Raw genomic sequence first — 23,547 nt, 5'->3', positions numbered from 1 at the left:
GGCCTGGGCGCCATGGGCATTGTCGACGGTGTCAGCGGGCGGGAGGCAGCCAGGCCCGCCAGTTCACGGGCAAGGCATGCAACAGCAGGCTTCGGGCGCCCCGCCACTGAGCGGACAGCAGCAACAGCGCCGCGCCGATCAGCAGCGCGGCGGCGGCCAGGCCGTGTTCCATCACACCCTGGTGCTCCAGCGAGGCCTGCAGGGCATAGACCACATAGGCCAGCGCCGACACCATGAGCGCACGCCGGTCCAGCAGGAGGGAGACAGTCGCCAGCAGCAGGTACAGCGCCAGCACGGCGATGCTTGAGCCCAGGCCGCGGTCCACCGCCATGCCGGTGAACACCGGGTGCACGATCAGCGGAGCCGCCAGCAGGTGCAGCCAGAAGGCCACGTCGGCGCGCCAGGTCTGGCGTGTCGGGTCCCGGCGATCCCAGCGCCAGGCCAGCGCAAAGACCGCGACGCCTGAGACCGACAGCAGCGCACCCGACCAGGGCTCCAGCCCCGGCGCCAGGCTCAGCAGCAGCAACAGGGCCAGGGCCACCGCAGCGGCACAGCCCAGGGCCACCGTGATCGGCACCCGGAAGCGCCGCCAGTGCAGTGCGGCGGCGGCGGCGGTCGCGGCAATGGCTGCCACCAGCGTGCCATCGTCGGGCAATCCCTGGCGCCACATCAGACCCGCGGCGAGCACGCCGCCACACCAGGCCAGCGCCAGCACGATCGAGGGCAGCGCCAGCCGTCGCTGGCGCGTGAAGATCTCGGCCAGACCCCAAGCGGCGGCGGCCACCGCCAAGGCACCCGCCCAGGGCTGCCAGCCCTTGCCCAGCACGGCCAACGCGACCAGCAGCAAGACACAGGCGATGACCACGAACAGGTCGTTGAACCCCGAGACCAGGCGCAGCCGTTCATCGTCGGCATCGGACGGTGGTGCCGCGCCGTCAGCACGGGTCTGCACGCCATAGCGCGCCATCGCCTGCGCCACCTGCGAGGCCTCGGTGGTGTGCTCGGGGTAGAGCCGGTAGCTGGGCGCGAGGATGGGCTCGGTGTGGGTGGGCGCTATCAGCACGACCGCATGGACCGGGAACCGCCCCTGGGTCATGGCCAGCAGAGGTGCGGCCCAGCGCTGGAAATCGGCATCGTCGGGGCGCAGCAGCCGCGCCCGTCCCTTGAGCTTGAAGCCCTTCTGCACGAAGACATCGACGAAGCTGAAGCACACCGCCGGCCGCTCGGCCAGGTTGCGCACCGTGGTGGGCGAGGCGATGTGGGCCACCGCGATGTGCCCGTCGACCAGCGCGAAGACCTCCTTGGGCGAGACGTTGGGCGTGCCGTCGGCGTCCACCGTGGCCAGCCAGCCCAGCACGGCGCGCCGGGCGGTGTCGAGCAGCGCGTCGTCGAAGCCGGCTGGCGTCGCGGTCATCGGGCACGGGCCTGTGCCACCGCGTTCTTCGGATGCACCAGCCGGCGGCGGCCGTCGGCGCTGGGCTCGGCGGTGGCGACGATGATGTCGATCAGCTCGCGTGGCGTGAGCTTCGGGTTGACCGCCAGCATCTTGGCCGCCAGGTTGGCCACCTGCGGTGCCGCCATCGAGGTGCCCGACAGCGCCACGCGCGCACCGCCGGGCAGGTAGCTTTCCACCAGATAGCCGTTGGCGTGCACCTTCACCGTGGGGCCGTAGCTGGTGAACGAAGCCTCGTCGCCGGCCAGGTCCACCGCGCCCACCGTCAGCAGGTTGGGCAGCACGATGCCCGAAGGGATGAACTCGTTGAAGCTGGCATCGCTGTTGTCATTGCCGCCGGCGGCGATGAACAGGATCCCGGGCGCGCTGGCCATGGCCTCGGTTTCGGCGCGCTTGAGCAGGTCGAAGTACTCGCGCGCCATGGCCTTGCGGTCTTCAGGCGTCTTGCCCAGGCCGCATTGCTCCAGATCGCTCTCGATGCTCTTGACGTTGCCGCCCCAGCTCATGTTGACCACGCGCGCACCGTGCTGCTTCAGGAACGCCACCGTGCCGTGCATCGACGCCGCCTCGCGCTCGGTCTGCTCGCGCGTGGGGCAGGGATCGGGCTGGAGCGTGTGGCCGAACTCGATGCGCGCCACCAGCAGCCGCGCGCCCGGGTTGCCGGCCATGGCAATGCCGGCCACATGCGTGCCGTGCTCGTAGTTGCCGGCCAGGTTGATCTCCTCGATCGCCGCCTTGTAGTCGGCCGGGGCCAGCGTGGACAGCCAGGTCTTGACCTCGGTGGCCTCCTTGCTGTCGATGTTGGCCTGCAGGTCGGAGAAGCCCTTGCTGCGCGCCACCATCTGCGGCAGCTTGCCGCGCAGCTCGGCGGGAATCGGTGCCAGCGTGGTGTTCGCCGGGCGGGCGTACTTGTCGTAGCCAATGACCTGCGGCTGGCCTTGGGCGTCCTTCACCACCTGGTTGCCGAACAGCGCGGTGTCGACGCCGCTGTCCCAGACCGCCAGCACCACCGGTGCCTTCACGTCGGCCGGCTGCAGGGCCACGTCGCGGGCGGCCCAGATGTCGGTCTTGGCCACCTGGTGCTGGGCCAGGTAGGCGGTGTAGGTGTCGATCAGGGTCTGCTTCAGCGGCAGGGTGCCGATCAGCGCGAAGCGGGCGAAGACGATCATCGGCGCGAATTCCGAACTCACCGCGCCCGAGCTGTCGGCGATCGGCTGCACCACCTCGCGCACGCGACCCAGCGCCAGCGCTTCGCCGATCAGCTCGGCGCTGGCCTTGGCGCCCTTGATGTCGTTGGCGATCACCGGGTAGGGCAGTGGCGCGAGCTCGCTGCTGATGAAGCGGGCCACCGCCTCGCGGTAGGCCGGGCTGCCCAGCGCATGCTGCTTCGCGGCGCTGGCCATGGCGCGCAGGCGCTGGGCCGAGATCAGCTTGTCGGCGGGCTTGTCCTGCAGGCTGCGCACCAGCTCGGCGCGCTGCAGCGCGCTGTCGTAGCGGCCGTCCAGGAAGTCCATGATGGCCAGCGTGCTCAGCAGGTCACGCCGCGTGCCGACGTCGGGAATCTCGTAGCCGGCCAGCACCGACTCGATGTCGCGGCGCAGCGCGGCGGCGAAGGGCGCATAGGCCTCGGTCTGCCGCACCAGGGTTTCCAGCGGACCCTTCACCGGGTAGCTGAAGCGGGGCAGGTCGGCCGCCTTCTCGATGCGCGGCTTGGCGCTCTGAGCCCAGGTGGCAGGTGCGCTCAGCGTCAGGCCGGCGGTCAGGGCCAGCAGGGCCAGGGTGAGCGGGGCGATGCGGAGGGTACGCATGGTGGTGTGGCAGGTCCTTGATGAGGAGCGGCGATGGTAGCGGGCGGCGGCACTGTCGCCCCTCGCCCCCCCTTGAAACCCCTGAGCGGAATCGCCCGGGGTGTCGTCGTATCCTGCGGCCATCCAACGCCTTTGAATGCACAGACCGAGGAGCCACCGATGGGCACGATGATCCGCTTCCAACGCCCCGACGGCCAGAGCGCCGCCGGCTACCTGGCCGAACCCGCGCAGCCGGCCGGCGCGCCCGGCATCGTGGTGATCCAGGAGTGGTGGGGCCTGAACGACCAGATCCGCGGCGTGGCGGACCGCCTGGCGGCGGCCGGCTACCGGGCACTGGTGCCGGACCTGTACAAGGGCCAATCGACGGTGGAGGCCGAGGAGGCGCACCACCTGATGGACGGCCTGAACTTTGGCGAGGCGGCGTCGCAGGACATCCGCGGCGCGGTCCAGCACCTGAAGGCCGGCGGCGGCAAGGTGGGTGTCACCGGTTTCTGCATGGGTGGCGCGCTGACGCTGCTGGCGCTGTGCAACGCGCCCGAGGCCGATGCCGGCGTGGTCTGGTACGGCTGTCCGCCGCTGGAGTACATCGACGCCTCGAAGATCACCGTGCCCGTGCAGGGCCACTGGGCCGAGCAGGACCAGTTCTTCCCGATCGCCACCGTGGACGCGCTGGCCGCGAAGCTGACCGAGGCCGGCGTGGCGCACGAGTTCCACCGCTACCTGGCCCACCACGCCTTTGCCAATGAGACCGCGGTGGGACCGGCGCGCATCCCCGCCACGCAGTACGACGCGGTGTGGGCCGCGCGCGCCTGGGACCGCACGCTGCGCTTCCTGGGGCGCACGCTGGGCTGATCAGCATGCAGCGGCGGCGCGCGCCGCCTGGGTGCGGCCGCCCCAGCCCCAATGCGCTGCCGGCACTTCCTGCACCTGCACGTAGCTCACCGCGTGCAGGCCCAGGCGGGCGTCCAGCGCCCGGTGGCCGGCGGCGACGAAGGCGGCGATCTCCTCGGGTCGGTTGCTGCCGGCGCTGATGCGGATCTCGACGAAGGCGGTGGGCGCGCCGGCCTGGCCGCCGATGAACCACTGGCCCGGTGGCACGAACTGCAGCGCCACCGCGGTCAGGTCGCGGCGCTTGTGCAGCGTGTCCACCGTGATGTCCAGCAGCTCGTCGGCCACTGCGGTGGCCAGGGCGTCGTCTGCTGCGACGCCCAGCAGCACGGTCAGGATGGGCATGCCGGGGTCTCCAGGCGGCGGGACTGGTGGCGCTGCAGGCGCTGCGTCAGGCGGCGGCCGGCGCGGGCGGCGCCGGTCGACGGCCGCAGCACCTGGCCCAGCAGCCAGTCCCAGGCCTGGGCGATCGCGGCTTCGCGCAACTGGTGGGCCCGGTCGATGGCCTCGGCGTGGAGGCGGGCGCGTTCTTCAAGGTCCATGGTGTGCTCCAGCGGAGGGGTGTGAGTGCACTGTATTGAAGGCACCACCGGCTGGAAACCGCCTTCCATGCGAATTGGTTTTGCAAAAATTGCAAAATATGGGCATGAATTTGCAGCTGGATGACCTGGCCCTGTTCGTCCGCGTGGTGGAGCTGGGCACGCTGTCGGCCGCCGCGCGCGAGCGCAACGGCCCGGTCAGCCAGGTCACGCGGGCCTTGGCGCGGCTGGAGGCGCAGTGCGGCGCGCGCCTGCTCCACCGCAGCACCCACGGCCTGACGCTGACCGACGAAGGCGACACCGTGCTGGCCCATGCACGCCAGATGCTGCAGACCAGCCTGCAACTGGAAAGCGAGCTCTCCGGTCGCCTGGCCGGCCCGCGCGGCTGGGTGCGGGTGGGCTGCAGCGCGGTGATCGCCCAGGCGGTGCTGGCCCCCAGCCTGCCCGCGCTGCTGGCCGCCCACCCCGGGCTGCGGCTGGACATCGTGGCCGACGACCGCATGGTCGACATGGCGCGTGAGGGGCTGGACCTGACGATCCGCACCGGCACGCCCGCTGGCGACGACCTGGTGGCGCGCGAGATTGGCCAGCTCAGCCGCAGCCTGTACGCCGCACCGACCTACGCCGAGGCCCACGGCCTGCCGACCGAACCCGAACAACTCGCCCGCCACCAGCTGGTGGGCCATGCGCTGATGCCGGTGCTCAACACCTGGACGGCGGGCGAGGGCCGCGAGCAGCGCCGCTGGACGGTCAGCCCGTCGATCCGCGCCAGCGACACCGGCACCGTGCTCGCGTTGGTGCGCGCCGGCGTGGGCATCGGTCGCCTGGTCGATCTGGTGGCGCGGCCGCTGGTGCGCAGCGGCGAGTTGCTGCCGGTGCTGCCGCAGTGGTTTGGTGAGAAGCCGCTGCCGATGTATGCGGTGATGCTGCGCGAGCGCCACCGCCTGCCCAAGGTGCGGGCCTGCATCGAACACTGGGCGGCCTGGATGGCCGCGGTCTGACCCTCAGGCCCAGGCGTCCCACACCAGCTTCAGGCCGGTCAGCAGCATGCCCAGGTGGAACAGGCGGTAGAACCAGGTGGGGTTGATGCGCCGCACGATCTTCAGGCCCAGCCACACGCCCACCGGCGCGAAGGGCGCCAACACCAGCGAGGTGGCCATGTTGCGGCCGTCGATCAGCCCCAGCCACCAGTAGGGCAGCCACTTCGAGAAGTTCACCGCGGTGAACAGCACCGCCAGCGTGGCGGTGAAGGTGATCGGCGCCAGGCGCAGCGGCAGCAGGTAGAAGCTGATCGGGGGGCCGCCCGCATGGGCGACGAAGCTGGTGAAGCCCGAGGTGGTCCCCAGCAGCAGGCCCAGCCAGCGCGGCGGTGGCGGGCTGTCGGCGCGCGGCGGGAAGGCCAGGCGGATGGCGAGGAAGACCAGCGTGATCGCGCCGACGATGCCGGCCACCGTGCGGCTGCTCAGCACGCCGAACAGCGCGGTGCCGATCACCGTGCCCAGCAGCGCCGCCGGGATCAGGCGGCGCAGCAGCGTCCAGTCGGCCTGGCGCATCAGCGCGGCCAGGCCCATCAGGTCCATGATGGCCAGCAGCGGCAGCATGATCGCGGCGGCCTGCGGCACCGGCACGGTCAGTGCCATCAGCGGCACCACGATGGCGCCGAAACCGGCGCCGAAGCCGCTCTTGGAGATGCCCATCAGGACCACCGCCGGGATGGCCACGGCGTAGAACTGCCAGTCGGTGATCATGCGGCGACAATTGGAGCATGTTCCAGCCGTCCCAGACCGATGTGCGCCGCTTCTTCTGCGAGACGCACGCCAAGGCCCGCCAGGGCCTGCCGCTCACGCCGATCGAGACCCTCGCCGCCGGCTGGATCGACCAGCACCCCGAGTACCACGCCGATCTGGCCGACCTGGAGGCGGCGCTGGCCGCGGTCTACACGGTCGAGGAAGGCCGCACCAACCCCTTCCTGCACCTGGCCATGCACCTGACGATCAGCGAACAGGTGTCGATCGACCAGCCCACCGGCATCCGCCAGGCGGTGGAGCTGCTGGCGGCGCGGCGCAACTCGCTGCACGAGGCCCAGCATGTGGCGATGGATGCGCTGGGCGAGATGATCTGGGCCTCGCAGCGCAGCGGCCTGCCGCCGGACGGCCACGCCTACCTGGACGCGGTGCGTCGGCGCGCCACGGCCTGAGGCCCGCGGGCCGCTCAGTCGGCCCGCTTGTTCGGGCCGCTTATTCGGCCAGCTCCGGCACCGGGAAGTTCCAGACCCAGTCGCCACCGGCACCCTGGCGGGCCAGTCGGCGCAGCACGCGGCGGTAGGGCTCGGTGTTGTCGGCCTCGAACTGGGCCACGATGCGCTCGCGCCGCGTCGTGTCCAGGCCGGCCGTGGCCAGCAGCGCTTCCACCACGCACAACGCCACCTCGCGCCGGGCCTGCAGCAGCGCCTGCAGCGCCAGGCGGAAGTCCTCGAAGCCCAGCGCGTGATCGTGGCTCACCGTGGGCAGGTGCTGGAACAGCTGCTCGCGGTCGAAACGGCGCCGCGCCACCTCGGCATTGGACGCTGCGCAGTGCGCGCGCACCTGGTCGGCCAAGGCCGGCGCCAGCGCAGGCCGTCGCCGCAGCGCCGGGTGCGTGCCGGCCGCGTGGCTGAAGGCCTGGTACAGGCCTTGGGGCCAGCGCTCGACCGGCAGGCGCGCGTTGAGCAGGCGCTTGAGTTCGAGCAGCGCACCGCCGATCGACGGATTGCGGTCCTGCGGCTCGTCCGAGGCATCGACCTCGATGCCCAGGCGGGCGAAGAAGTCATCGATCACGTTGCTGCGCAGCAGGGCCTGGCGGGCATACACCCCCACCTGCAAGGCGGCGCCGGGCCAGGCCGCTTCCCAGCCGGCCAGGAAGTGGTCGTAGTCGACGCCGGTGCCGTTGCCATAGGCCGCCAGCTCGGCGGCATGCTGGCGGGCATGGACCACCTGCTGGTAGCTGGAGACCAGGTAGTCGGCCTGCTCGCGCAGATAGACGATGACCGACGAGCGGCGCGGGTCGAAGGCCGCGGCCACATCCTCGGCGCGCGCGTTCTGGAAGGCCTCGGAGCTGAGCAGCACGCGCCGCGCTGGCTGGGCTTGCCACTCCAGCGCCAGGGCTTGGTGGAACTGGCGCAGCGTGGTGTCGGCCCGCTGCGGGTCTTCGCGCATCGCGCGCTGCTGCAGCACGCCGGCCACAGCATGGTGGGCCACGCCCTGACGACCGGCACGCGGATACAGGATGCCCTCGGCGGCCAGGCGCTCCGGGTGGCCGGCCAGGTAGGCCTGCAGCGAGGAGGTGCCGCTCTTGTGGCGGCCGATGTGCAGGATGAAGGCGGGATCGTTCATGGGGGCGCCAGGCGGCTCAGGCGCCTGCGGCGATCAAGGGCAGCGTGTCCACGCGCTCGTGGAAGGTGACGCGGTCGAAATAGCCTTCGATGCTGGAGCGGTACACCGCCTGCAGCTTGAAGTAGCCGTTCGGGTAGAGGTGCACCGCCTTGCCCAGCAGGCAGCCGCCGATGGCCACGTGCAGGCGGTCGGTGTGGATGGTCTCGTAGCGGTCGATCGCGGCCATGAAGCCGGCGATGTCGGTGGTGTGCTTGCCCTGGTTGCTCAGGTCGACATTGCCGGGCGGGGCGTCAAAGCGGTCGGGATGGCGTTCACGGTCGGTGCGGAAGAACAACCCGGCGCCCTGGCCCGCGCTGCGCGGCCAGTCCTGCAGCGCGAAGGCCATGTCGTGGCAGAAATGCGCGCGCGGCATGGCCTGGCGGCTTTCCTGGTGGTCGCGGCGGAAGAACGTGATGTCGTCGGGCAGGTCCACCGGAACCTCATAGGTGGAGGGCAGCACCACCACGCGGAACTTGCGGCGCAGCTTGCCGACGTGCGTGGCGGCGTGGTTCCAGAACGAGCACCAGGCGCCGCTGCCGCCGTAGATCAGCGTACCGCCGGAGGGCTTCTGCATGAAGTCGATGCAGCGGAAATGCTCCTCGACCTGGAAGCCGTGGGTCTCGAAGAAGCGCAGCGTGCCGGCGCGGATCAGCCCGTCGCCCCAGTTGCCCGGATTGGGAAAGTAGTAGACGGGCTCGTCACGGCAGATGTCCCGTAGCACATCGCGCAGGTGCTCGAAGTCGGGTCGGTGGGTCTTCATGGCGCGTTCCAGAGTTCGGATTCGACCATCGCGTGCAAGGCGGCCAGATCGCCTTTGGCCTTGCGGGCGAACAGCGCGCCCTCGGCGTGGGCCTGTCGCAGTGCCGGGGGCGCACCGGCGCCGTTGGCGCCCAGCTGGCCGCGCAGGTTGTGGCGTGTGCCGATACCGGCCTTCAGCGCCTCGGGCGCCTGGGACAGCGCGGTCTGGAAGAAGGTCTCGTCGGGCAGGAAGGTCTGCGACAGCAGCGTGGCCACCGCAGCCGCCTGCGGGGAATCGACCAGCCACTCGACCACCGATCGGTGCAGCACCACCCATTGGCGGCCGATGACGTAGGGGTGGGTCGTCCAGAACCGCTGGCGGTCGCGCAGCTCGGGAGACGTCAGCGCGCGCAGCTGCAGGAACTTGTCGGTCTCGGTGCAGCATTCGGTGCAGGCCAGCGTGCGCCGCAGCTCAATACGGGACATCGGATTGAAGGGCTCACCCGGCGCAGCCATCAGGCCCTCGACCACCTGGTCGGCCACCACCGAGATGCGGAACAGCGGCAGCCGCCGGCCCGAGCCGGGCCCCGCGTAGGCCAGCCACACCGGCGGACGCCGCACCGGGAAGGCGAACAGGTGCGAGTGCAGGCCGGTCTCGGCACGGTGGCGCGCCAGCGCATCGGCCATGGCTGCGGGCCGCCGCAGGGGGATGCAGCTGCCGCTGAGGTTGATGAACCACTCCCACCCCGGGCGTTCAGCGGCAAACAGCAGCGACTCGCGCATCTGCTGCATCACGCTGGGGCCGGCCCAGATCACGGGCTGGCTGCGTCGCACCGTGGCCAGGGGGCCGATCTCGGCCGCCAGCGTGGCCACGTCGGCGGCGGGCGCGTCCAGGGTGACATCCACCTGGCCGCCCTCGCCGCTGAGGGCGCGCACCAGCCAGTGCAGGTGCGCCCACTGCTGGCCGTGGTGCTGGATCGAGAAGTGGATCATCGACGGCGCGCCAAGCCGCTCAGATCTCGTCGGCGAAGGCGCCTTCAGCGTCGCCGCGGGCCTCGAAGGCGTAGTGCTCGGCCAGCTTGTGCCAGGCCTCCTCGGCACTCTCGACGTACTGGAAGAGGTGCACGTCGTCCGGGCTGATCATGCCGGTGTCGACCAGGTGCTGCAGGTCGATCAGCTTCTCCCAGAAGTCGCGGCCGAACAGCAGCACCGGGCGGCGGCGGCTCTTGCCGGTCTGGATCAGGGTGAGCGTCTCGAAGAGCTCGTCGAGCGTGCCGAAGCCGCCCGGGAAGCACACCAGGGCCACCGAGCGCATCACGAAGTGCATCTTGCGCAGTGCAAAGTAGTGGAACTGGAAGCACAGCTCCGGCGTGATGTAGGGGTTGGGCGCCTGCTCATGCGGCAGCACGATGTTCAGGCCCAGGCTCTGGCCGCCCACTTCCCAGGCGCCGCGGTTGCCGGCCTCCATGATCCCGGGGCCGCCGCCGGTGCAGACGGTGATGGGCGTGGCAAGTGCCTTCGAGCGCTCGGTGACCAGGCGGGCGAAGCGGCGCGCCTCGTCGTAGTAGCGGCTCATCTGCTGCGCCGTCTCGGCGCGGCGCAGCGCGGTGGCATCGCCGCTGGCGCGCGCGGCCTGCAGCCGTTCCTCGGCCTGCTCGGGGCTGGGAATGCGGGCACTGCCGAAGATCACGATGGTGCTCTCGATGCCCAGCTCCTGCTGCACCATTTCCGGCTTGAGCAGCTCCAGCTGCATGCGCACCGGCCGCAATTCCTCGCGCAGCAGGAAGTCGGTGTCGGTGAAGGCCAGCCGGTAGCTGCTCTCGGGACCGGCGTAGCGGCCGGTGGGTTGCGCGGCCTGCTGCGCATCGAGCGCGGCGCTGGGAAAGTTGCGGGCGGTGAGGTCGGAGGGACGTGCTGTCATGGGCAGCAGCTTACCCGCAAGCCGGGCGCCGGATCAGGGGCGCGTGGCGGCGCAGACCGGGCAGCCGGGGTGGGCGCTCATGCGCACCTCGTCCCACTGCATGCGGCGGGCGTCCAGCATCAGCAGGCGGCCGGCCAGCGAGCTGCCGATGCCGGCCACCAGGCGCAGCGCCTCGGCTGCCTGCATCGTGCCGATGATGCCCACCAGCGGCGCGAACACGCCCATGGTGGAGCAGCGCACTTCCTCGAAGGTGGCCTCGGGCGGGAACAGGCAGGCGTAGCAGGGCTGGCCCGGCGTGCGGACGTCGTACACCGAGATCTGGCCATCAAAGCCGATCGCCGCCCCCGACACCAGTGGCCGGCGGTGCGCCACGCAGGCGGCGTTGACCGCCTGGCGGGTGGCGAAGTTGTCGCTGCAGTCGATGACCACATCGGCCGCGGCCACCAGGGTGTCCAGGCGGGCGGCATCGGCCCGCTCGGCCAGCACGTCCACCCGCACACCCGGGTTCAGCGCATGGATCGCGGTGCGCGCCGACTCGACCTTGGGCTGACCGATGCGGGCCTGGGCATGCGCCACCTGGCGCTGCAGGTTGGTCAGGTCCACCGTGTCGTGGTCGACCAGGGTGATGCGGCCCAGGCCGGCAGTGCCCAGGTAGAGCGCCACCGGCGAGCCCAGGCCGCCGGCGCCGATCACCAGCGCATGGGCATCCAGCAGGCGCTGCTGGCCCTCGATGCCGATCTCATCCAGCAGGATGTGGCGCGAGTAGCGCAGCAGCTCGTCGTCGGTCACAGGGTCGGCTGACTTGGCGGCTTATTCGGTGGCGGCTTCGGCCTTGCGCTCGGTGGCGGTCTTGGAGACCAGCACCGGCTTGCCCTTGAGCTGGTTCAGCGCCTGCAGCAGCGGGAAGTCTTCGGCGCTGCCGAACTCGGGCAGCGGCTTGACCGCGTCCTTGGACTTGGCGAGCTGCTCCTCCAGCTTCTGGCGGGCTTCCTCGCGGGCCTTTTCACGGGCCTCGTCCTTCTTCTCGTCGGGGCCGCCCAGGTGCTTTTCCAGGTCGGCCTCGCGCATGCGCAGTGCGGCGAAGACATTGCCCTCGGCGGTTTCGTCGAGCCAGACGTCGGGCACGATGCCCTTGGCCTGGATGCTGCGGCCGCTGGGCGTGTAGTAGCGCGCGGTGGTGATCTTCAGGGCGGTGTCGGCGCTGAGCTGGCGCACCGTCTGCACCGAGCCCTTGCCGAAAGTCTGGCCGCCCATGATCAGCGCGCGTTTGTGGTCCTGCAGCGCGCCGGCGACGATCTCGGAGGCCGACGCCGAGCCCTCGTTGACCAGCACCACCAGCGGCACCTTCTTCAGCGCGGCAGGCAGCTTGCGCAGCGGATCGGGGCCGCCGCGGCGGGTGTAGTTGTCGGGGTTGGCGCGGTAGGTGGCCTTGGCGTCGGGGATCTGGCCGTTGGTGCTGACCACCACCGCATCGGCCGGCAGGAAGGCCGCGGACAGCGCCACCGCGCCTTCGAGCAGGCCGCCCGGGTCGTTGCGCAGGTCCAGCACGATGCCCTTGATCGCCGGGTCCTGCTTGTACAGCTCCTCGAGCTTGCGGGCGAAGTCGTCGATCGTGCGGTCCTGGAACTGGCTGACGCGCAGCCAGGCGTAGCCGGGCTCGATCAGCTTGGCGCGCACGCTCTGGACGTGGATCTCCTCGCGGGTGATGGTGACCGGGAAGCTGCGGCTCTCGGTCTTGCGGAAGATGGTGAGCGTGACTTTGGTGGCCGGCTCGCCGCGCATGCGCTTGACCGCCTGGTCGATGCTCAGGCCCTTGACCGGGGTGTCGTCGATGCGGGTGATCAGGTCGCCGCTCTTGATGCCGGCGCGGAAGGCGGGCGAGCCTTCAATCGGGGAGACCACCTTGACCAGGCCGTCCTCGGCGCCGATCTCGATGCCCACGCCGACGAACTTGCCGGTCGTGCCCTCGCGGAATTCCTTGAAGGTCTTCTTGTCGAAGTACTGGCTGTGCGGGTCCAGGCCGGCGACCATGCCACCGATCGCGTCGGTGATCAGCTTCTTCTCGTCGACCGGCTCGACATAGTCGTTCTTGACCATGCCGAAGACCGCCGCCAGCTGCTGCATTTCTTCCAGCGGCAGCGGGCCGACGCTGCTGCGGGCGATGGCCTGGAGCTGGATGGTCGTCAACGCTCCGGCCACGGCCCCCAGGGCCAGCCAACCCGCGACTTTCAGTGATGTCCCCATGATTCCAGCCTTTTGTGCGCACTCACCGGTGCCCGTATTGTAGGTGTCCGGGTCAAGCCCGGATGTCTCAATGCGGCCAAATGTTGCCGCCAGCAGGGGCTTGTGAGGCGGCCGGGCGGCGAAGCGGTCGCTCGCCTTGGGCCTGGCGTCCCTCAGACGCGGGATGCGGCGCGCCAGGCCTGCGGCACGCGCCTACACTGCCGGGATGGAACCGATTTCGGTCTTGATCGTCGAGGACGACGAACGCTTTCGCGTGGCCTTCGCCACCTCGGTGGCCGAGGCCGCGGACATGCGCCTGGTCGGCACCGCCGGCGATCTGGCGCCGGGCCTGCGCCTGCTGCGCGAGCAGCGGCCTGACGTGCTGCTGGTCGACCTGGGCCTGCCCAGCGGCAGCGGCGTCGAGCTCATCCGCTACGCCAACGACCACCTGCCGCAGACCGACGTGATGGTGGTCAGCGTCTTCGGCGACGAACCCCATGTGATGGCCTCGCTGGAAGCCGGTGCCACCGGCTACCTGCTGAAGGACGCCCAGGCGGCCGACCTGACCGAGCAGATCCGCACGCTGCGCGCCGGCGGCAGCCCGATCAGCCCGGTGATCGCCCGCCAGCTGCTGCTGCGCCTGACGCCGCAAAGCGCCCCGGTGGTCGACGAGGCCCTGTTGTCGCCCCAGGAACGCCAGGTGCTGACGCTGTCGGCCAAGGGCTTCAGCTTCGAGGAGATCGCCCGCATGCTGGAGGTCTCCCGGCACACCGTGATGACCTATGTGAAGCGCAGCTACCGCAAGCTGCAGGTGCACTCCAAGACCGAGGCGATCTACGAGGCCCGCAAGCTGGGCCTGGTGCGTGACTGAAGCCGGCGAGGGCGCCGCCGGCCGGAAAGCCGCGGTGCGCTGGAGCAAGGCGCTGGCCACCGGCCTGCTGGGCCTGGCCGGTTTGCTGGCCGCCGGGCCGGCGCCGGCGGTGCACAAGCTCGACCCCGACACCGTGACCAGCGCCGCCCAGCCGGCGCCGGTGCTGTACGCCGCCGGCCTGCATGCGGTGCGCCCCCACCAGCTGCCGGCCTACCGCGGCCCGGCCGACCCGGGCGGCGTGGTGCAGGCACCGGCACCGGAGGACGCCGCCGCCTGGGCGCCGCTGGCCCTGCCGCGCCACGAAGCCCGCGATCCGGTGCGCGCAGCCGCCGCCGACCGGCCGCTGGTGGTCGACTGGCTGCGCATCGACCATGTGGTGCCTGCCGGCGCGCCCGGACCGCTGGCGCTGTACCTGCCGCGCGTGGTGGGCTCGGCGGTGCAGGTGATCGCCCACGACGGCAGCCAGTGGCGCCTGCGCTGGGACGGCACCGACCAATGGCGTGAGCAGTGGAACCGCCCGGTGCTGGTGGACCTGGGGCCGGCGCCGCCGCCCGGCAGCCGCCTGACGCTGGCGGTCGGCCTGATCCACTACGACGGCGCCGAGACGCGGGTGGCGCGGATCTGGATCGGTCCGCGTGCCGAACTGGCCGAGCGCGCCGGCAGCCGCCATGTGCTGCAGCAGGTGGCGCCGCCGGTGGGCAGCCTGACCTTCCTGTCGCTGGGGCTGTTCGCGCTGCTGTTCTGGCTGGGCCGGCGGCGCGAGCAGGCCTACCTGCTGTTCTTCGGCTCCTCGCTGGTCTGGGCACTGCGCAACCTGCACTACTACGTGGACATGCCCCAGGACCGGGTGGCCTACGACTGGTTCTGGTGGATGACCAATGCCTCGCTGTCCTGGGTGATGGTGCTGGTCTACCTGTTTGCGCTGCGCTTCGACGCCCGCCGGGCGCCCTGGCTGGAGCGCGGCCTGCTGGGCTTCGTGGCGCTGATGTCGGTGCTGGCCATGCCCTGGGAGGCCTCGCCGGTGCGCACCCTGGTGCAGCTGCACCTGATCAACGCCCTGGTCGGGGCGGTGGTGCTGCTGCGCCTGAGCTGGATGGCCTGGACCGGCGGCAGCCGCGAGTTCCGGGTGATCACGGCCAGCCTGTGGCTGACCGAGGTCTTCGGCGTGCACGACCTGCTGCTGGTCTCGGGCGGTGTGTCGCCGGAGTCGATCTACCTGCTGCCCTATGCGTCCTACGTGCTGTTCCTGGCCTTTCTGTACGCGGTGCAGGTGCGCTACTCGATGGCGATCCGCGAGGTCGAGCGCGTCAACTCGGGCCTGGAGGCCCGCCTGGCCGCGCGCGAGGAGGAACTGCGCGCCAACCACGAGCGCCTGCGGGTGGTCGAGCGCGAGCAGGCGCTGCTGCTGGAGCGCCAGCGCCTGATGCGCGACATGCACGACGGGCTGGGCTCGACGCTGATGTCCTCGCTGGTGCTGGTCGAGCAGGGCCGCCTGGACGCCCCCGCCGTGGCCGACCTGCTGCGCGAGTGCGTCGACGACCTGCGCCTGGTGATCGATTCGCTGGAGCCGATCGGCCATGACCTGGTGACGCTGCTGGCCTCGCTGCGCCACCGCCTGGGGCGCCGGCTGGAGAGCGCCGGACTGGACATGCAGTGGGAAGTCCAGGACCTGCCGCCGCTGCCCTGGCTGGCGCCGCCCGATGCGCTGCAGGTGCTGCGCATCGTCCAGGAGGTGCTGACCAATGTCCTCAAGCACGCCCAGGCGCGCCGCATCCGCCTGGCCACCACGCTGCAGGACAGCACGGTGCAGGTGCTGATCGAGGACGACGGCGTCGGCTTCGACACCGGCCGCTCGGCCCCTGGCCGCGGCCTGCGCCACCTGTCGCAGCGGGCCACGCGCCTGGGCGGCGGCCTGCTGATCGACAGCGCGCCAGGCCAGGGCACCCGGGTGGCGCTGGATCTGCCACTCCAGCGCGGAATGCCGGCTTGACCGACAATCGGCGCCAGACCATGCTCCAGCAACGCACCCTCAAGACCATCACCCGCGCCGTCGGCGTGGGCCTGCACAGCGGCCAGCGCGTCGAGCTGACACTGCGCCCGGCGGCACCGGACACCGGCATCGTCTTCCGCCGTGTCGACCTGCCGGTGCCGGTGGACATCCCGGTGCGCTTCGATTCCGTCAGCGACACCCGCATGGCCAGCACCATCTCGCCCGGCGGCGACCCTGGCGGCCCCAAGGTGCAGACCATCGAGCACCTGATGTCGGCCTGCTGCGGCCTGGGCCTGGACAACCTCTACATCGACATCACCGCCGACGAGGTGCCCATCCTGGATGGCTCCTCGGCCAGCTTCGTCTTCCTGCTGCAAAGCGCCGGCATCCAGTTGCAGAACGCGCCGAAGAAGTTCCTGCGCGTGAAGAAGGCCGTCGAGGTGCGCGAAGGCGAGGGTGCCCGGCTGATGTGGGCGCGGCTGGAGCCCTTCCATGGCTTCAAGCTGAGCTTCCAGATCGAGTTCAACCACCCGGCGCTGGACGCCACCGGCCAGCAGGTGGTGTTCGACATGGGCAGCGGCACCTATGCGCGCGAGATCGCCCGCGCCCGCACCTTCGGCTTCACCCGTGATGTCGAAGCCATGCGCTCGCGCGGCCTGACGCTGGGCGGCAGCATGGACAACGCCATCGTCATCGACGACTACCGCGTGCTCAATGCCGACGGCCTGCGCTACGACGACGAGTTCGCCAAGCACAAGATCCTGGATGCGATCGGCGACCTGTATGTGGCCGGCCACACGCTGCTGGCGGCGTATTCGTCGTTCAAGGGCGGCCACGCGCTGAACAACAAGCTGCTGCGCCAGTTGCTGGCCGACGCCGAGGCCTGGGAGCTGGTCAGCTTCCCGGACACCGCCGAGGCGCCGCGCGGCTTTGCCGAGCTGGCACCGGCCTGGTGAGGCCCGCGCGATGCTGATCTTCCGTCTGGTCTTCGGCCTGCTGCTGCTGACGGGCCTGCTGTGTTTCGCGGCCTACATCGCCACCCGTGACCCGCGCTGGCGCTGGCGCGGCCTGGTGGTGGTCAAGTGGACCGTGCTGGCTGGGCTCGGCTTTTTCGCGGTGATCCTGCTGGAGCGGCTGGCGGTGATGCTGTAGCGGCACGGGCCGCCAGTCCGCCCACATAGGCCCTCACCGCGCGTTCGCCCACCGCCACCAGATCGAAGGCGGCCGGGTCCATCGTCCATTGCCGCATCAGGCCGTCGACCAGGCCGAACAGGCCCAGCGCCGCGCCATGGGCATCGGGCACCAGGGCGCGGCAGGGCAGCTCCATCGCCTGCACGAATTCAGCCACCGCCTGGCGGTGCCGCTCGCCCACCGGGGCGAGTTCGCCGGTGTATTCGGTCAGGTGCATCGCGATGCGGAACACGCGCTGCATCTGGGCGTGCCCCGACAGCGCCCGCAGCGGGGCCATGGCCATGCCCAGCAGGGTGGCGCAGGGATCGCCGGGCGTCGCGCCGCGCGCCTCGTCGAAGGCGCATTCGCAGGGCAGGGTGACGCGGTCCATCATCGCGGTGAACAGGGCGGCCTTGTCCTCGAAGTGCCAGTAGATCGCACCGCGCGTCAGGCCGGCGGCCGCGGCCACCTGCTGCAGCGAGGTGCCGGCCACGCCCTGCGACAGGAAGACCTGTTCGGCGGCGTCGAGGAGCTGCTGGCGGGTCACCAGAGCGTCGGCCTTGGACTTGCGAACCATAGAAGAATCGGCGTTCGGTCAACGGCGGGAAAAGCCCCTGCCGTGTAAACATACATACACGATTGTATGTATACTGCGCCCTCCCTGCAAGCCGACAGCGCCCTGCCGCCGTTGGCGCCCCCTTGTCTCCGTGGAAAGCCCCTGATGCCCACCTCCACCTCGCCCACGCCCGTCCGTTCCCTCGCCCGGGGTGTTCCCGGCATCGCCCTGACACTCATGATCGCCACGCTGGCCGCCTGCGGCGGCTCGGGTGGCGGTGCGCCGGGCGGTGGACAGATGCCGCCTTCGCCTGTGGGCGTGGTCACCGCCACGCGCCAGCCGCTGGCCTTGTCCACCGAACTGCCGGGCCGCCTCGAGGCAGTGCGCACGGCCCAGGTGCGTGCGCGGGTGACCGGCGTGGTCCAGAAGCGCCTGTTCGCCGAGGGCGGCCAGGTCAAGGCCGGCCAGAGTCTGTTCCAGATCGATGCCGCGCCCTACCAGGCGGCACTCGACAGCGCCCGGGCCACCGAGGCGAAGGCCGAGGCCGCGCTGGCCAACGCCCAGGCCACGCTGGAGCGCAACCGTCCGCTGGCCGAGGCCAAGGCGATCAGCCAGCAGGACTGGGTCAGCACCCAGACCGCGCACAAGCAGGCCCAGGCCGACCTGGCGGCGGCCCGCGCGGCGCGCCAGCAGGCGGCGCTGAACGTGGAGTACGCGCAGGTGCGCTCGCCGATCAGCGGCCGCATCGGTCGCGCCACCGTCAGCGAGGGTCAACTGGTCAGCCAGACCGAGGCCACGCTGATGGCCACGGTGCAGCAGGTCGACACGCTCTACGTCAATGTCACCCAGTCGGCCACCGAGGCGATGCGCCTGAAGCGCGCCTTCGACAGCGGCGCGCTCAAGGCCAGCGGCTCCAATGCGGTCAAGGTGCTGCTCGACGACGGCAGCGAGTACCCGCTGGCCGGCAAGCTGCTGTTCAGCGACCTGACGGTCGACCCCACCAGCGGCCAGGTCAGCCTGCGGGCCGAACTGCCCAATCCCAAGGGCCAGTTGCTGCCGGGCCTGTACGTGCGGGTGCGCATCGAGCAGGCGGCCACCGACCATGCCTTCCTGGTGCCGCAGCAGGCGGTGCAGCGCAGCGCCTCGGGCGACACCGTGATGCTGGTCGGCGCCGACGGCCAGGTGGCGGTGCGGCCGGTGCAGCTGGGCGGCTCGCGCGGCGCCCAATGGGTGGTGACCGACGGCCTGCAGGGGGGTGAGCAGGTGATCGTCGACGGCTTCCAGAAGATCCGGCCCAAGGCGCCGGTCAAGCCGGTGCCCTGGAGCCCGGCGGGCTCAGCCCCGGCCGCTGCGGCCTCGGCAGCGGCGTCCGCCCCGGCGTCGGCCGCCAGCCGCTGAGCGCGGGAGTCCAAGCATGAATTCGCGTTTCTTCATCGACCGGCCGATCTTCGCCTGGGTCATCGCCCTGTTCGTGGTGGTGATCGGCGCGGCCGCCATCACCCGGCTGCCGGTGGCGCAGTACCCCACGGTGGCGCCGCCGGCCATCGTCATCAGCACCGCCTACCCGGGCGCCTCGGCGCAGGTGCTGGAAGACTCGGTGCTGTCGGTCATCGAGCAGGAACTCAACGGTGCGCCCGGCCTGATCTACATGGAGTCCTCGGCCGACGCCAACGGCGGCGGCAGCATCACCGCCACCTTCGAGCCGGGCACCGATGTCGCCATCGCGCAGATCGAGGTGCAGAACCGCCTCTCGCGCGCCACGCCACGCCTGCCCTCGGCGGTGACGCAGCAGGGCGTGCGGGTGGACAAGGCGCGCTCGAACTTCCTGCTGTTCGTCTCGCTGACCTCGACCAACCCGGCCTATGACCCGGTGGCACTGGGCGATTACGCGGCACGCAACATCCAGCCCGAGCTGCTGCGCATCCCGGGCGTCGGCCAGGCCCAGCTGTTCGGCACCGAGCGCGCGATGCGGGTCTGGATCGACCCCGCCAAGCTGCAGGGCTTCGGCCTGTCGCCCACCGACGTGGTGGCGGCCATCCGTGCCCAGAACGCCCAGGTCTCCGCCGGCACCGTCGGCGCGCTGCCGAACAACGGCGAGCAGACGATCTACGCCACGATCAATGTCAACGGCCAGCTCAGCACCGCCGAGCAGTTCGGCGCCATCCAGCTGCGGGCCAACACCGACGGCTCCAGCGTGCACCTGCGCGATGTGGCCCGCCTGGAGCTGGGTGCGCAGGCCTATGGCAGCCGCTCGCGCCTGAACGGGCAGGACTCCTCGGGCATCGGCATCCAGCTCTCGCCCACCGGCAATGCGCTGGCCACGGCCACGGCCATCAAGGACCGCATGGCCGAACTCAAGGCCTACATGCCCGAGGGCGTCAGCTACGACATCCCCTACGACTCGTCGAAGTTCGTCAAGATCTCGATCCAGGAGGTGGTCAAGACGCTGATCGAGGCGATCGCGCTGGTCTTCGTGGTGATGCTGGTGTTCCTGCAGAACATCCGCTACACGCTGATGCCCACCATCGTCGTGCCGGTGGCGCTGACCGGCACCTTCGCGGTGATGCTGGCGCTGGGCTTCTCGATCAACGTGCTCACCCTGTTCGGCATGGTGCTGGCGATCGGCATCCTGGTGGATGACGCGATCGTCGTGGTCGAGAACGTCGAGCGCATCATGGCCGAAGAGGGCCTGGGCCCGCGCGAGGCCACGATCAAGGCCATGGGCCAGATCACCGGCGCCATCATCGGCATCACCGTGGTGCTGGTCTCGGTCTTCGTGCCGATGGCCTTCTTCAGCGGCTCGGTGGGCAACATCTACCGCCAGTTCTCGCTGGCGATGGTGGCCTCGATGCTGTTCTCGGCCTTCATGGCGCTGTCGCTGACCCCCGCGCTGTGCGCCACCCTGCTCAAGCCGGTGCCGGCCGACCACCACGAGAAGAAGGGCTTCTTCGGCTGGTTCAACCGCAGCTTCAAGCGCACCGCCAAGACCTACGAGGGGATGATCGCCAAGGTGCTGCCGCGCGCCGGCCGCTTCCTGGTGATCTACGCCGCGATCATCGCCGCGGTGGCACTGATGTACCGCCAGCTGCCCACCTCCTTCCTGCCCAACGAGGACCAGGGCTACCTGATCGTCAACGTGCAGCTGCCGCCGGGCGCCGCGCAGGGCCGCACGCTGGAGGTGATCAAGCAGGTCGAAGGCTTCCTGGCGAAGCAGCCCGAGGTCGACAAGGTGGTCAGCGTGCTGGGCTTCAGCTTCTCGGGCTCGGGTCAGAACGCCGCGCTGGTGTTCGTGCCGCTCAAGCCCTGGGAGGAACGCAGCGGCCCGCAGCACAGCGCGCAGGCGCTGGCCGGCCGCGCCTTCGGCTACTTCATGGGCAACATCCGCGACGCCTTCATCTTCCCGCTGTCGCCGCCGCCGATCCCCGAGCTGGGTACCGCCACCGGCTTCAACTTCCGGCTGCAGGACCGCGGCGGCAATGGCCACGAGGCGCTGCTGGCGGCGCGCAACCAGCTGCTGGGCATGGCCTCGCAGAGCAAGGTGCTGCAGGGTGTGCGCCCCGACGGCCTGGAGGATGCGCCGCAGCTGCAGCTCGACATCGACCGCGAACGTGCCGCCGCGCTGGGCGTGTCCTTTGACACCATCGGCAACACGCTGGCGGTGGCGCTGGGCTCGGCCTATGTCAACGACTTCCCCAACGGCGGCCGCCTGCAGCGCGTGATCGTGCAGGCCGAGGCCTCGGCGCGCATGCAACCCGAGGACGTGCTGCGCCTGTTCGTGACCAACAGCAAGGGCCAGCAGGTGCCGCTGTCGGCGTTTGCGCGGACGCGCTGGGTCAACGGCCCGGCGCAGACGGTCCGCTACAACGGCTACCCGGCGATGAAGATCGGCGGCGATGCCGCGCCCGGCTACTCCACCGGCGATGCGATGGCCGAGATGGAGCGTCTGGCCGGACAGTTGCCCCCGGGCTTCGGCTTCGAGTGGACCGGCCAGTCGCGTGAGGAGAAGCTCTCGGGCGCGCAGGCGACGATCCTGCTGGCCTTCTCGATGCTGGCGGTGTTCCTGTGCCTCTCGGCCTTGTACGAGAGCTGGAGCATCCCGGTGGCCGTGCTGCTGGTGGTGCCGCTGGGCGTGCTGGGCTCGCTCACCGGCGTGTGGCTGCGCGGCATGCCCAACGACGTGTACTTCAAGGTCGGCCTGATCACCATCATCGGCCTGTCGGCGAAGAACGCGATCCTGATCATCGAGTTCGCCAAGGACCTGATGGCCGAAGGCAAGGGCCTGATCGAGGCCACGCTGGAGGCCTGCCACCTGCGCTTCCGCCCGATCCTGATGACCTCGTTCGCCTTCATCCTGGGCGTGCTGCCGCTGGCGATTGCCAGTGGCGCCGGCTCGGCCAGCCAGCGCGCCATCGGCACCGGCGTGATGGGCGGCATGATCACCGCCACCGTGCTGGCGGTGCTGATGGTGCCGGTGTTCTTCGTCGTCATCCGCCGGCTGTTCCCGGCCAGTGGCCATGAGGCGCCGCACGCCACCTCGATCGGCTCGGCCGCGACCGACGCGGCCGCCGCGGCCGCGCTGCACAAGGAGGGCCGCTGATGCGCCGCCTGATCACTCCCCTGGCGGCCAGCCTGCTGCTGGCCGGCTGTGTCCACCTGGCACCCGACTACCAGCGCCCCGCCGCCCCGGTGCCGGACGCGCTGCCGGTGGCCGGTGACGTCACCCAGGCCCACTGGCCGTCGACGGTCGAGCTGCTGCGCGACGCGCGCCTGCGCCAGGTGGTCGAGCTGGCCCTGGCCGGCAACCGCGACCTGCGCGTGGCCCTGCTCAACGTCGAGAAGAGCCGCGCCCAGCTGCGCATCGCCGACGCCGACCGCTGGCCCACGCTGTCTGCCGCGCTGATCGCCAGCCGCGCGCCCAACAACCAGGGCGTGCAGGCCAACAGCTGGCAAGGCGGCCTGCAGCTGTCGAGCTACGAGATCGACCTGCTGGGCCGCGTGCGCGATGCCAGCGATGCCGCCGCCGCGTCGCTGCTGGCCACCGAGGCTGCGGCCCGCGCCGCCCGGCTGGCGCTGGTGACCCAGACGGCCACCGCCTGGCTGACGCTGGCTGCCGACACCGAGCAGTTGCGGCTGGTCCGCGCCACGCTGGTCAGCCGCGAGGAATCGCTGCGCCTGACGGTGCTGCGCGAGCGCGTCGGCGCCGCCAGCGCACTGGAGCTGCGCGCCGCCGAAGGCCTGGCCGCCAGCGCCCGCGCCGCTGTGGCGCAGCTCGAGCGCCAGCAGGCCCAGGACCGCAACGCGCTGGCCTTGCTGGTCGGCCAGCCGCTCACTGCAGCGCAACTGCCCCCGGAGGATGTGTCGCTGGCGGGCGCCGACTGGCTGGCACCGGTGCCGGCGGGCATGAGCTCGCAGGTCCTGCTGGCGCGACCCGACGTGATCCAGGCCGAGCAGCAGCTGGTGGCGGCCAACGCCAACATCGGCGTGGCACGCGGCGCGATGTTCCCGCGCCTGGTGATCAGCGGCAGCGCCGGCCAGGTCAGCGACACGCTGGCCGGGCTGTTCGATGGCGGACGCTTTGCCTACTCGCTGACCTCGACACTGGCCATGGCCTTGTTCGATGCCGGACGCAACCAGGCCAATGTGCGCGTGGCCGAGGTCAACCGCGAGCAGGCCGTGGCCAGCTACGAGAAGACCGTGCAGGGCGCCTACCGCGAGGCGGCCGACGCGCTGGTGGCGCAGTCCACCTGGACCCGCCAGGTGCAGGCCCAGCAGACGCTGCTGAGCGCCGAACAGGAGCGCACGCGGCTGACGCGGCTGCGCTTCGAGGTGGGCGCTGCCAGCCTGGTGGACACCCTGGACGCCGAGCGCTCGCTGGCCGCCGCGCAGCAGGCGCTGGTGCAGGTGCGCCTGGCCGAGGCGCTCAACCGGCTGGTGCTGTACAAGGCGCTGGGCGGGGCCGAGCGCGCGGGCGCTTGATCAG

General features: G+C 70.8%; 22 protein-coding genes. 10 read left to right on the top strand and 12 right to left on the bottom strand.

Going from position 1 to position 23,547, the window contains the following annotated elements; genetic code table 11:
• Positions 1–31: 31 nt before the first annotated feature.
• A complete protein-coding gene (locus KAK03_RS24960) occupies positions 32–1,414 on the bottom strand; it encodes a pyridoxamine 5'-phosphate oxidase family protein (protein WP_247661098.1) in 1,383 nt (460 codons plus the stop codon).
• On the bottom strand, positions 1,411–3,261 hold the full coding sequence (locus tag KAK03_RS11570) for a S8 family serine peptidase (protein WP_210854113.1): 1,851 nt from the start codon (positions 3,259–3,261) through the stop codon (positions 1,411–1,413). Before KAK03_RS11570 ends, KAK03_RS24960 begins: the two co-directional genes overlap by 4 nt.
• A gap of 168 nt (positions 3,262–3,429) precedes the next feature.
• Between KAK03_RS11570 and KAK03_RS11565 the strand changes: the two genes are divergently transcribed.
• Complete coding sequence (locus KAK03_RS11565; protein ID WP_210854229.1) at positions 3,430–4,113, top strand: dienelactone hydrolase family protein; 684 nt, start codon at positions 3,430–3,432, stop codon at positions 4,111–4,113.
• On the opposite strand, the gene KAK03_RS11560 is transcribed toward KAK03_RS11565, so the two are convergent.
• The gene (locus KAK03_RS11560) at positions 4,114–4,494 is read right to left on the bottom strand and encodes a tautomerase family protein (RefSeq protein ID WP_210854112.1); all 381 of its coding nucleotides are present in this window, start codon (positions 4,492–4,494) and stop codon (positions 4,114–4,116) included.
• Positions 4,482–4,691: a hypothetical protein gene (locus tag KAK03_RS11555; protein WP_210854111.1), complete on the bottom strand. Its 210-nt coding sequence runs from the start codon at positions 4,689–4,691 to the stop codon at positions 4,482–4,484. Before KAK03_RS11555 ends, KAK03_RS11560 begins: the two co-directional genes overlap by 13 nt.
• Positions 4,692–4,795: 104 nt before the next feature.
• On the opposite strand from KAK03_RS11555, the gene KAK03_RS11550 reads away from it, so the two are divergent.
• Positions 4,796–5,689 carry a LysR family transcriptional regulator gene (locus KAK03_RS11550; protein WP_210854110.1) on the top strand — a complete coding sequence of 298 codons (894 nt, stop codon included), beginning with the start codon at positions 4,796–4,798 and terminating at the stop codon, positions 5,687–5,689.
• Positions 5,690–5,692: 3 nt separating this feature from the next.
• Here KAK03_RS11550 and KAK03_RS11545 read toward each other — a convergent pair whose 3' ends face one another.
• Complete coding sequence (locus KAK03_RS11545) at positions 5,693–6,436, bottom strand: sulfite exporter TauE/SafE family protein (RefSeq protein WP_210854109.1); 744 nt, start codon at positions 6,434–6,436, stop codon at positions 5,693–5,695.
• Between the two features lie 17 nt (positions 6,437–6,453).
• On the opposite strand from KAK03_RS11545, the gene KAK03_RS11540 reads away from it, so the two are divergent.
• The gene (locus KAK03_RS11540; RefSeq protein ID WP_210854108.1) at positions 6,454–6,885 is read left to right on the top strand and encodes a DUF1841 family protein; all 432 of its coding nucleotides are present in this window, start codon (positions 6,454–6,456) and stop codon (positions 6,883–6,885) included.
• Positions 6,886–6,925: 40 nt separating this feature from the next.
• Here the strand turns inward: KAK03_RS11540 and KAK03_RS11535 are convergent, their stop codons facing one another.
• Genes KAK03_RS11535 through KAK03_RS11510 form a run of 6 tightly spaced genes read right to left on the bottom strand, consistent with a single transcriptional unit; the run spans position 6,926 to position 13,001 of the window.
• The gene (locus KAK03_RS11535) at positions 6,926–8,059 is read right to left on the bottom strand and encodes a hypothetical protein (protein WP_210854107.1); all 1,134 of its coding nucleotides are present in this window, start codon (positions 8,057–8,059) and stop codon (positions 6,926–6,928) included.
• A 16-nt stretch (positions 8,060–8,075) separates the two neighbouring features.
• Positions 8,076–8,858, bottom strand: a complete 783-nt coding sequence (locus tag KAK03_RS11530) for a hypothetical protein (RefSeq protein ID WP_210854106.1) — start codon at positions 8,856–8,858, stop codon at positions 8,076–8,078.
• A complete protein-coding gene (locus KAK03_RS11525; protein WP_210854105.1) occupies positions 8,855–9,829 on the bottom strand; it encodes a beta-1,6-N-acetylglucosaminyltransferase in 975 nt (324 codons plus the stop codon). Before KAK03_RS11525 ends, KAK03_RS11530 begins: the two co-directional genes overlap by 4 nt.
• A 19-nt stretch (positions 9,830–9,848) precedes the next feature.
• Complete coding sequence (locus KAK03_RS11520) at positions 9,849–10,757, bottom strand: LOG family protein (RefSeq protein WP_210854104.1); 909 nt, start codon at positions 10,755–10,757, stop codon at positions 9,849–9,851.
• Between the two features lie 33 nt (positions 10,758–10,790).
• Positions 10,791–11,546, bottom strand: coding sequence for a HesA/MoeB/ThiF family protein (locus KAK03_RS11515; protein WP_210854103.1), 756 nt, complete (start codon positions 11,544–11,546; stop codon positions 10,791–10,793).
• 21 nt (positions 11,547–11,567) lie between these two features.
• Entirely contained in the window at positions 11,568–13,001 is a 1,434-nt protein-coding gene (locus KAK03_RS11510) for a S41 family peptidase (protein ID WP_210854102.1), read from the bottom strand.
• A 205-nt stretch (positions 13,002–13,206) separates the two neighbouring features.
• On the opposite strand from KAK03_RS11510, the gene KAK03_RS11505 reads away from it, so the two are divergent.
• The 4 genes from KAK03_RS11505 to KAK03_RS11490 are packed head-to-tail and all read left to right on the top strand — an operon-like array spanning position 13,207 to position 16,993.
• Positions 13,207–13,851 (top strand): response regulator, encoded by a 645-nt coding sequence (locus tag KAK03_RS11505; RefSeq protein WP_247661097.1) that lies wholly within the window; start codon positions 13,207–13,209, stop codon positions 13,849–13,851.
• Complete coding sequence (locus tag KAK03_RS11500) at positions 13,844–15,841, top strand: sensor histidine kinase (protein WP_210854100.1); 1,998 nt, start codon at positions 13,844–13,846, stop codon at positions 15,839–15,841. Before KAK03_RS11505 ends, KAK03_RS11500 begins: the two co-directional genes overlap by 8 nt.
• 20 nt (positions 15,842–15,861) lie before the next feature.
• Positions 15,862–16,797, top strand: coding sequence for a UDP-3-O-acyl-N-acetylglucosamine deacetylase (gene lpxC / locus KAK03_RS11495; protein WP_210854099.1), 936 nt, complete (start codon positions 15,862–15,864; stop codon positions 16,795–16,797).
• Positions 16,798–16,807: 10 nt separating this feature from the next.
• Positions 16,808–16,993, top strand: coding sequence for a hypothetical protein (locus KAK03_RS11490; protein ID WP_210854098.1), 186 nt, complete (start codon positions 16,808–16,810; stop codon positions 16,991–16,993).
• On the opposite strand, the gene KAK03_RS11485 is transcribed toward KAK03_RS11490, so the two are convergent.
• A complete protein-coding gene (locus KAK03_RS11485) occupies positions 16,920–17,588 on the bottom strand; it encodes a TetR family transcriptional regulator (RefSeq protein WP_210854097.1) in 669 nt (222 codons plus the stop codon). The two genes, KAK03_RS11490 and KAK03_RS11485, sit on opposite strands and share 74 nt — an antisense overlap.
• A 144-nt stretch (positions 17,589–17,732) precedes the next feature.
• Here KAK03_RS11485 and KAK03_RS11480 point away from each other — a divergent pair, with 144 nt between their 5' ends.
• Genes KAK03_RS11480 through KAK03_RS11470 form a run of 3 tightly spaced genes read left to right on the top strand, consistent with a single transcriptional unit; the run spans position 17,733 to position 23,543 of the window.
• Positions 17,733–18,965 carry an efflux RND transporter periplasmic adaptor subunit gene (locus tag KAK03_RS11480; RefSeq protein WP_210854096.1) on the top strand — a complete coding sequence of 411 codons (1,233 nt, stop codon included), beginning with the start codon at positions 17,733–17,735 and terminating at the stop codon, positions 18,963–18,965.
• Positions 18,966–18,981: 16 nt separating this feature from the next.
• Positions 18,982–22,164, top strand: coding sequence for an efflux RND transporter permease subunit (locus tag KAK03_RS11475; RefSeq protein ID WP_210854095.1), 3,183 nt, complete (start codon positions 18,982–18,984; stop codon positions 22,162–22,164).
• Complete coding sequence (locus tag KAK03_RS11470) at positions 22,164–23,543, top strand: efflux transporter outer membrane subunit (protein WP_210854094.1); 1,380 nt, start codon at positions 22,164–22,166, stop codon at positions 23,541–23,543. Before KAK03_RS11475 ends, KAK03_RS11470 begins: the two co-directional genes overlap by 1 nt.
• Positions 23,544–23,547 lie beyond the last annotated feature (4 nt).

It is taken from the genome of Ideonella alba (assembly GCF_018069845.1).
Classification (GTDB): domain Bacteria; phylum Pseudomonadota; class Gammaproteobacteria; order Burkholderiales; family Burkholderiaceae_C; genus Ideonella; species Ideonella alba.
This window is presented reverse-complemented; position numbering and strand designations above follow the sequence as displayed.